Source organism: Streptomyces sp. NPDC025638, from assembly GCF_055558775.1.
In genome coordinates, this window is the sequence record NZ_JBVHLX010000004.1 from 653,631 (window position 1) to 662,562 (window position 8,932).

An 8,932-nucleotide genomic window follows, 5' to 3' on the forward strand; every position below is an offset into this window, starting at 1 on the left:
CATTGCCCCGGAGCGGGACGGGGGCGCGGTCGACCGCGCCCCGGGGGGACTCGCCTCAGACGGCCCGGTTGCGCCGCCGCGCCAGTTCGTCGGCGGGGTTGTGCCCGACGAGGGTCTCGCCCGTGTCGATACGCTCACCGTGCAGCTGTGAGAGCGCGCTTTCCACGTCCCGCCACACCACGCCCACCGCGATGCCGAAGATGCCCTGACCGCCCTGGAGCAGGGCGTGTACCTCGTCCGGCGAGGTGCACTCGTAGACCGTGGCGCCGTCGCTCATCAGCGTCATGCGCTCCAGGTCGCGGAAACCGCGTTCTCTGAGGTGCACGACGGCGGTACGGATGTTCTGCAGCGAGACCCCGGTGTCCAGGAAGCGCTTGACGATCTTCAGGACGACGACGTCCCGGAAGCTGTACAGACGCTGCGTGCCCGACCCGTACGCGGGCCGCACGCTCGGCTCGACCAGACCCGTGCGGGCCCAGTAGTCGAGCTGCCGGTAGGTGATGCCGGCGGCCGCGCAGGCCGTCGGACCGCGGTAGCCGATCTCCTCGGACGCCATGGGCCCCGCCCCTCCGCTGTTCGGCACGGCCGAGGGCCGCTGGGGAACGGGGCCGACCGCGCCGTTGGGATGGGCGTACCCCCTGCTCGAACGCAGCTGAGAGCTTGAGGGAGGGTACGGACCGCTCTCCCCGAAACCGCGTCCGGGGGCACCCCCAGCCGTACCGTCGCCGCTGCTTCTCACGCCGACCTCCGTCCTTGACCTGCCTTCTCGACGGTAGGCAGTCACCAGGGGTGCGTCAACGATCGCCACACTCGGCACGCCGAGTGATAATCACCCTAGGAGTGGTTTCCCGTGCCCCACCGCGGGGAAAGGCTAGCCGAATGCTCTCGCGGGGGTCCGTAGGACGCTCTCAATGGCCGGTGGCATTTGCCGACATCCCGCCCGTAACAGGGCGCCGACCGAGCCGTCACGGACCGCGTCCGCCGGATCGGCCGCCCCCTCACTGGCTGCTGGTGCCGAAGTCCTCGGGTGAGATCTGGTCGAGGAACTCGCGGAACTTCTCGACCTCGTCCTCCTGCTCGTCCGGAATCGCGATGCCCGCGTCGTCGAGCACCGTGTCACTGCCGTAGATCGGCGTTCCGGTGCGCAGGGCCAGCGCTATGGCATCGGAGGGGCGGGCACTCACCTCGACCCCGCTGGCGAAGACCAGCTCCGCGTAGAAGACGCCTTCACGCAGGTCGGTGATGCGCACTTCCGTGAGCTCCTGGCCGACGGCCTCCAGCACGTCCTTGAACAGGTCGTGGGTCAGCGGTCGCGCGGGGGCCATGCCCTGCTGGGCGAAGGCGATCGCCGTCGCCTCCCCCGGCCCGATCCAGATGGGGAGGTACCTGTCGCCTCCCACTTCGCGCAGGAGCACGATCGGTTGGTTGGAGGGCATTTCGACCCGGACACCTACGACATCGAGCTCGTTCACACAGCAACCCTAGGCCGTGCCCGGGACGTTTGGGTAGTCGGGCCGGGAACGGGTGGCCGATACGGCCTGTCGAGCACCGCCGCCGCTCACGGCAGACGCACCCCGAGAGCGGTCTTCACCAGGGCGGCGTGCAGCCGCACGGTGAGCGCCGCCAGCTCCTTCGTACGCGCTTCTGCGTGGGCCCTGGTCTGCGGGTTGCGATGCCGCTTCAACGGGGCCACCACCTGGTCCACCAGGCCTGCCTCGCGGTCCGCCGCGGCCTTCATCACCCGCAGGTGGCGCGGCTCGATCCCGTGCCGGCCCAGCTCGGCGACGAGTGAGGCCACGGTGACCGTCTCCGCGTCGTACACGCCGTCCTCGAGCGGGGCGATGAGCCCGTACGACTCCCACTCCTGCAGCGCGCTCTCGTCGATCTCCGCGGCCGCCAGCAGTTCGGCCCGGCCGATCCGGGCCGCCGTGGGCGTGTCGCACGGCTCCAAGACGGTCTCGCCGTCCCGCTGACGTCCCACGACGGGCAGCGGCACGGCCTCGCCGCGCTCCACGGCGTCCAGGTGCTCCCGGATCACCTTGAGCGGCAGATAGTGGTCCCGCTGCATCCTCAGGACGTGGCCCAGACGCTCGACGTCACCGGCGCTGAACTTGCGGTACCCCGACGGCGTCCGCTGCGGCTCGATGAGCCCCTCCGACTCCAGGAAACGGATCTTGGAGATGGTGACTTCGGGGAACTCGCCGCGCAGCACGTTCAGCACCGTGCCGATGCTCATCAGCCCACTGTCCGCGGCGGCGGCACCGTGACCGGCACCGCCGCTCGGTGTTTGAAGCATGGATCTTCCCTGACGGGTCAGATGCCCTGCCGGCTCGAGTAGAAGACCAGCCGGTACTTGCCGATCTGCACCTCGTCACCGTTCGACAGGGCGACCTGGTCGATCCGCTCGCGGTTGACGTACGTGCCGTTCAGACTGCCCACGTCGGCCACCGTGAAGGAACCGTCCGGAGAGCGCCGGAACTCGACGTGGCGGCGCGAGACCGTCACGTCGTCCAGGAAGATGTCGCTCTGCGGGTGACGCCCGGCCGTGGTCAGCTCGCCGTCCAGCAGGAAGCGGCTGCCGGAGTTCGGCCCACGACGCACCACCAGCAGCGCCGAGCCCATCGGCAGCGCGTCCACGGCCGCCTGCGCCTCGGGAGAGAGCGCCGGCATCTGCGTCTGACCGGTGACCTCGGCGTCGTAGGCCTCAAGACCGGAGATGGAGATCGTGGACGTCGTCTCGGACGCACGCTCCGGCGCCACGCCGGCACGCAGCGGGGCACCACAGTTGGAACAGAACCGGGCGTTCTCCGCGTTCCGGTTACCGCACCTCGTACACACCAGGACCGACATGGACGGATCCTCCTGCCGCGGCTGCCCCGCGGGGGCATTGGACGCATACGGGTCGGGGGCAAACCCTCCACCCGTACTTGAGGTTGACGGTTGCCCGAAACCTATGCCGCCGGACTGGGCAGGGTCAACAGACGGCGCGCCCTGGCCGCCGGAAATGTCACCGCCCGGACCAGGGACCTGGTCACGGAACAGCGGGCGCTGGCCCTCTGCGTCAGGCTGTGCGCGATGGCGAGCGGTCGCGTTGTCGCTGCCCTCTCGCGCGCTCTTGCCGAACAACTTCGCAAACAACTTCACGGGCGATTCCCCTTGACCGAAACAGACCCGCCCGTGGGGCAGGACGAACCCTGATTGCATACACCGGTCGACCCGGACACCTTCACAACGTCCGTATCCACCAGACAGTTTCCACCACGCGCCACCTCTTCGGTGCGCCGACCCCCCGCAACCTCATGCCCCTGCCGGACGGCCCCCATGCACCACCGGTTCACTGGGAGGACGACCGAGCGTAGTCAGGCCGCTTCGCCGCCCGCAAGGCGTCAACCACGATCTTGGTCGACCGCTCGACGGTCACGACGGCCTGCTCCTTCTCAAGGGTCTGCACCACGCCTCCGGGGATGTTGAGCGCCGGTTCGAGGTCCTGCGGCTTGCCGATGACCTTGAAACGATAGGGGGCGTTGATCTTGTTCCCGTCGACGCTCACACTCTTGCCGGAGGCCGTCAGATACGTGTTGGCGACGACCCGAACGCCGTTCACCTCGATCGCCTCCGCACCGGCCGCGCGCAGCTCCTGGATCGCGTCGAGCAGCATGTCCGCCTGGACCGTCCCCTTCGTGTCGTCGATCGTGATCGTGATGCCGGGACCCTGCGCGGCCACCGTGCCCGCCAGAATGCCGAGTTGCTTCTCCTTCTCAGCGGTCTGCTTGCGGGCCTCGGCCGCCTGGTCGGAGCTGCTCTGCAGTTCCGACCGCTGCTTCTCGAGTCCCTGCTTCTCGTCCTCAAGACGCTGAGTACGGTCATCCAGTTCATCGAGGATGCGAACGAGATCTTCCTGACGGGCACCGCGCAGCGCGCTGTCACTGTCGCTGTTCGACGCCACCTGCACGGCCAGACCGAAGCCGAGGCCGAACAGCAGCAGGGCGACGATGAGTTGGGCCCTGCTGAACCGCGGCGGCCACAAGCCCTTCACCAACCGCTGGCGGCCCGTGAGCGGGGCCTCGGGCTGCTCCTCCGCCGCCTGCTCGGCGTCGGGGGCCGGCGCGGGCACTTCCGCGGGCAGTTCCTTGCGCAGCCTGTTCTCCGGCTGCTCGTCCTCGTTGCTCATCGTTCTCACGCCCGGAACACGTGGCGCCGGATCGCCGCCGCGTTGGAGAAGATCCGGATGCCGAGCACCACCACGACACCCGTGGACAGCTGCGCCCCCACGCCCAACTTGTCGCCCAGGAACACGATCAGTGCGGCCACGACCACGTTCGACAGGAACGACACCACGAAGACCTTGTCGTCGAAGATCCCGTCGAGCATGGCCCGCAGGCCACCGAAGACGGCGTCGAGCGCCGCGACGACGGCGATCGGCAGATAAGGCTCGACGACCGCCGGAACCTCAGGACGGACCAACAGGCCGGCCACGACTCCCACGATGAGGCCCAGTACGGCGATCACGATGTGCCCTTCTCAGTGCTCGGCTGTGCTGTACGTACGATCACACTCGGTGCTGCGGGCAGCCGGACGTCACTCTCCGTGGAGATGCCGGTCCGGATGCCGTAGTTCTCCTCAAGGGCATGCAGATACAGCCCGTCGGCGCTGTTCTGGAACGTGGTGCTCAACCTGTCCCCGTCCCCCACCGCGAGCACCGTGTAGGGCGGCACCAGCGGCTTGTTGTCGACCAGTATCGCGTCACCCGCGGCCCTGATCGCGGACAGGGCGGTCAGCCGCTGCCCGTTGATGGAGATCGCCTCGGCCCCGGAGGCCCACAGCCCGTTCACGACGCGCTGCATGTCGCGGTCGCGCACCCGGCCGGTGTCGGAGAAATCGGTGGTCTCGCGTGGATTGCCGGCGTTGCCGCCCGTGGTGGCTTCCTTCGCGTCGTTCACGACGAGCTTCACACCGGGGCCGTGCACCGCCGTGGCGCCGGACAGGATTCCCACCAGGTCCGCCTGGCCGCTGCCACCGCTGTGCTTCAGCGCCTCCCGCTGGCGCGCGCTCACGTCGTCGCGCAGCTTGTCGACGGTGCCCTCCAGCTTGTCCGCCGACGAGGTCTCCCGGTCGATGCGGTCGATCAGCTCCTGCCGCTCCTTGGCGACGACCGGGGCCGCCACCCGCGCCTGGGCCGCGCCGACGGTCACGACCAGCGCCGCGAGCACCAGACCGCCGGCGAGACCGAGCTTCGCCCTCAGGGTCTTCGGCATGCCGCCCTCGCCCTGGGACTGCTTCCGGGCGGCGGCCTCGGCGTACCCGTCGTCGAGGCTGTGATCCATGACGTTGGTGATCAACGACATGGAGGCGTCCGGGCGCGACGGCCGCGAGGCCGTGCTCCGAACGGGGGGTTGCTGCGGCATGCCGCACATCGTCGCACGTCGCGACCAGTACCTCCGAATGGCCCCACCGGCGTGCCGGACAGGCCCCCTTGGGGGACACTTGTCCGGCACGCGCGCGTGCAGCGGGTTTTACCGTCCGGCGCTGTCTACGATCGCCGACCATTCATCGAGCAGGGCCTGTGCGGAGGCGTCGTCCGGCCCTTCCGCCCACAGATGCGTGACCGCCTCGGCGGGGTCGGGCAGCACCATCACCCAGCGCCCGTCGGTCTCCACGACGCGCACTCCGTCCGTCGTGTCGACAGAGCGGTCTCCGGCCGCCTCCACGACCCGCCGCATGACCAGTCCCTTCACGGCCCATGGCGTGGCCAGGTCCCGCTTGAGGACGTGCGCCCGCGGGATCCGCGCGTCGATCTGGCTGAGGGTGAGCTGTGTGCGCGCCACCAGCCCGATCAGCCGTACGAAGGCCGCCGTACCGTCATAGACACCGCTGAACTCCGGGACGATGAAGCCGCCCTTGCCGTCACCGCCGAAGATCGTCCCCTCCTCACGCCCCACGCGCGTGAGGTCGTCCGGAGAAGTGGTGGTCCACTCGACCTGGGTGCCGTGGTAGGCGGCCACCTGCTCGGCGATCCTGGTCGTGGTCACCGGCAGCGCCACACGTCCGCTGCGCCGCTCCGCGGCCACCAGGTCCAGCATCACGAGCAGAGCCCGGTCGTCCTCGATGATCCGCCCCTTCTCGTCCACCAGGGACAGCCGCTCGCCCACAGGGTCGAAGCGCACCCCGAACGCGGCCCTGGACGACGCCACGATCTCGCCGAGGCGCACCAGCCCCGACCGCCGGACATCGGCCGTCTCCGTCGGCCTGGACTCGTCGAGGCCGGGATTGATGGTCAGCGAGTCCACACCGAGCTTTCCGAGCAGGCTGGGGAGTACGAGCCCGGCGCTGCCGTTCGAGGCATCCACGACCACCTTGAGCCCCGACTCGGCGATCCCGGTGGTGTCGATGTTCCGCAGCAGCGACCCGGTGTACGAGTCGAAGACACTCGCCGGGAAGTACAGGTCACCGATCTCACCGGGGAACGCTCGGCGGTACTCCTGCCGCGCGAACACCCGGTCCAGCTTCCGCTGGCTCGCCTGTGAGAGGTCGGCACCCTGCCCGTCGAAGAACATGATGTCGACGGAGTCCGGCACACCCGGTGAGGTCCGGATCATGATCCCGCCGGCACTGCCGCGAGCGGTCTGCTGCCGGGCCACGGGCAGCGGTACGTTCTCCAGGTCCCGTACGTCGATCGCACTGGCCTGCAGTGCGGAGATCACCGCACGCTTCAGCGCACGGGCACCCCGGGAGTGGTCGCGGGCCGTGGTGACCGTGGAGCCCTTCTTGAGCATGGTCGCGTAGGCGCCTGCCAGCCGCACGGCGAGTTCCGGCGTGATCTCGACGTTCAGGATGCCGGTCACCCCACGCGCGCCGAACAGATGCGCCTGGCCCCTGGACTCCCAGATGACCGACGTGTTGACGAAGGCACCGGCCTCGATGGTCTTGAACGGATAGACCCGAACGTTGCCCTGAACGATCGATTCTTCGCCGATCAGGCACTCATCGCCGATGACCGCGCCGTCCTCGATCCGGGCCGCCCGCATGATGTCGGTGTTCTTTCCGATGACACAGCCCCGCAGATTGCAGTGCTGCCCGACGTACACGTTGTCGTGCACGACGGCCCTGTGCAGGAATGCGCCCGTCTTCACGACCACGTTCGACCCGACGACGGTGTGCTCACGGATTTCCGCGCCGGCCTCGACCTTGGCGTAGTCACCGATGTAGAGCGGCCCCCGGAGAACGGCGTCCGGATGCACCTCGGCGCCCTCTGCCACCCACACACCCGGGGAGATCTCGAACCCGTCGATGTCGACGTCGACCTTGCCCTCCAGTACGTCGGCCTGGGCCTTCACATACGACTCGTGCGTACCGACGTCCTCCCAGTAGCCCTCGGCGACATAGCCGTACACCGGCTTGCCTTCCTTCATGAGCTGCGGGAAGACATCGCCCGACCAGTCCACGGGAACATCGGCCTCGACATAGCCGAACACCTCGGGCTCCATGACATAGATGCCCGTGTTCACCGTGTCGGAGAAGACCTGGCCCCAGGTCGGCTTCTCGAGGAAACGCTCGACCTTGCCCTCTTCGTCGACGATGGTGATGCCGAACTCCAGCGGATTGGGCACACGCGTCAGACAGACCGTGACCAGCGCGCCCTTTTCCTTGTGGAAGTTGATCAGCTCGGTGAGGTCGAAGTCGGTCAGGGCATCGCCGGAGATGACAAGGAAAGCGTCGTCCTTCAACGCCTCTTCGGCGTTCTTGACGCTTCCGGCGGTACCGAGTGGCTTCTCCTCATTGGCATATGTGAGCTCCATTCCGAGCTCCTCGCCGTCACCGAAGTAGTTCTTGACGAGCGAGGCCAGGAACTGCACGGTTACGACGGTCTCAGTGAGCCCATGCCTTTTGAGCAGCCGCAGCACATGCTCCATGATCGGGCGGTTCACTACCGGAAGGAGCGGCTTGGGCATGCTCGAGGTCATAGGGCGAAGGCGTGTGCCTTCACCACCGGCCATCACGACGGCCTTCATGTCGGAAGCGTCCTCCTCTAGAGACGACGGTCCAGCCGACTTCACCCGTCAAGATTGTCCCGCACTTTTCCGCCGCGGGCCATCGAGCCCTACGTCCGGACAATCGCCGAGCTCAATCGGCCATGGCGTCCGCACGTACCAGGCGGCGGACTTGGACCACGTAGAGCACTCCTGCCCACCAGTACAGCGTTGTACCCCATCCGGCGAACGCCCATCCGAAAATAGCAGCGAGTGACGAGATCCATCCACTTCCGTCACTCAGCAGGAGCAACGGGAAGGCGTACATCAGATTGAAGGTGGCTGCCTTCCCCAAGAAGTTCACCTGCGGCGGCGGATAGCCATGGCGCCTGAGGATGCCCACCATCACCAGCAGAACCAGCTCTCGCGCCAGCAGCACGGCGGTCAGCCAGAGCGGCAGGATCTCGCGCCAGGTGAGGCCCACCAGCGTCGAGAGAATGTAGAGCCGGTCGGCAGCGGGATCGAGCAGCCGGCCGAGGCTGCTGATCTGATTCCAGCGCCGCGCGAGCTTCCCGTCCAGGTAGTCGCTGATCCCGCTCAGCGCGAGCACCAGCAGCGCCCAACCATCACTCTTGGGACCCCCGAACTCCGGCCGGAGGATCAGCCACAGAAAGACGGGCACGCCGAGGAGACGCGCCATGCTGAGGATGTTCGGGATGGTGAGGACCCGGTCCGTCTGGACACGGGTCTCCTGGACCTCCACCCGGGGGCCTCCTGGGAAACGAACCAACGATGCCCCCTGACCTTACCTCAACGCAAAAAAGCTCCGGCTCCTGGGCTTCATGCCCAAGAGCCGGAGCTCTAAAGGGAGTTCGGCGGTGTCCTACTCTCCCACAGGGTCCCCCCTGCAGTACCATCGGCGCTGTGAGGCTTAGCTTCCGGGTTCGGAATGTAACCGGGCGTTT

General features: G+C 67.8%; 9 protein-coding genes and 1 rRNA gene. All 10 read right to left on the minus strand.

Going from position 1 to position 8,932, the window contains the following annotated elements; all coding sequences use genetic code 11:
- Positions 1 to 55 precede the first annotated feature (55 nt).
- Positions 56 to 739, minus strand: a complete 684-nt coding sequence (locus tag ACZ4EG_RS13990) for a MerR family transcriptional regulator (RefSeq protein ID WP_453554199.1) — start codon at positions 737 to 739, stop codon at positions 56 to 58.
- A 259-nt stretch (positions 740 to 998) separates the two neighbouring features.
- A complete protein-coding gene (locus ACZ4EG_RS13995) occupies positions 999 to 1,472 on the minus strand; it encodes a bifunctional nuclease family protein (RefSeq protein ID WP_026253112.1) in 474 nt (157 codons plus the stop codon).
- An 86-nt stretch (positions 1,473 to 1,558) separates the two neighbouring features.
- Positions 1,559 to 2,296: a transcriptional regulator FtsR gene (gene ftsR / locus ACZ4EG_RS14000; RefSeq protein WP_453554201.1), complete on the minus strand. Its 738-nt coding sequence runs from the start codon at positions 2,294 to 2,296 to the stop codon at positions 1,559 to 1,561.
- A gap of 17 nt (positions 2,297 to 2,313) precedes the next feature.
- Positions 2,314 to 3,204, minus strand: a complete 891-nt coding sequence (locus tag ACZ4EG_RS14005) for an FHA domain-containing protein (protein WP_453554203.1) — start codon at positions 3,202 to 3,204, stop codon at positions 2,314 to 2,316.
- Positions 3,205 to 3,334: 130 nt separating this feature from the next.
- Complete coding sequence (locus tag ACZ4EG_RS14010; RefSeq protein ID WP_467790802.1) at positions 3,335 to 4,171, minus strand: DUF881 domain-containing protein; 837 nt, start codon at positions 4,169 to 4,171, stop codon at positions 3,335 to 3,337.
- 5 nt (positions 4,172 to 4,176) lie between these two features.
- A complete protein-coding gene (locus ACZ4EG_RS14015; protein ID WP_006134295.1) occupies positions 4,177 to 4,509 on the minus strand; it encodes a small basic family protein in 333 nt (110 codons plus the stop codon).
- Entirely contained in the window at positions 4,506 to 5,345 is an 840-nt protein-coding gene (locus tag ACZ4EG_RS14020) for a DUF881 domain-containing protein (RefSeq protein ID WP_363300035.1), read from the minus strand. The genes ACZ4EG_RS14015 and ACZ4EG_RS14020 overlap by 4 nt, the downstream gene beginning before the upstream one ends.
- 168 nt (positions 5,346 to 5,513) lie before the next feature.
- Complete coding sequence (locus tag ACZ4EG_RS14025) at positions 5,514 to 8,009, minus strand: sugar phosphate nucleotidyltransferase (protein ID WP_467790803.1); 2,496 nt, start codon at positions 8,007 to 8,009, stop codon at positions 5,514 to 5,516.
- A gap of 112 nt (positions 8,010 to 8,121) precedes the next feature.
- Positions 8,122 to 8,730: a CDP-alcohol phosphatidyltransferase family protein gene (locus ACZ4EG_RS14030; protein WP_453554209.1), complete on the minus strand. Its 609-nt coding sequence runs from the start codon at positions 8,728 to 8,730 to the stop codon at positions 8,122 to 8,124.
- Between the two features lie 107 nt (positions 8,731 to 8,837).
- Positions 8,838 to 8,932, minus strand: a 5S ribosomal RNA gene (rrf, locus tag ACZ4EG_RS14035); the annotation flags it as partial.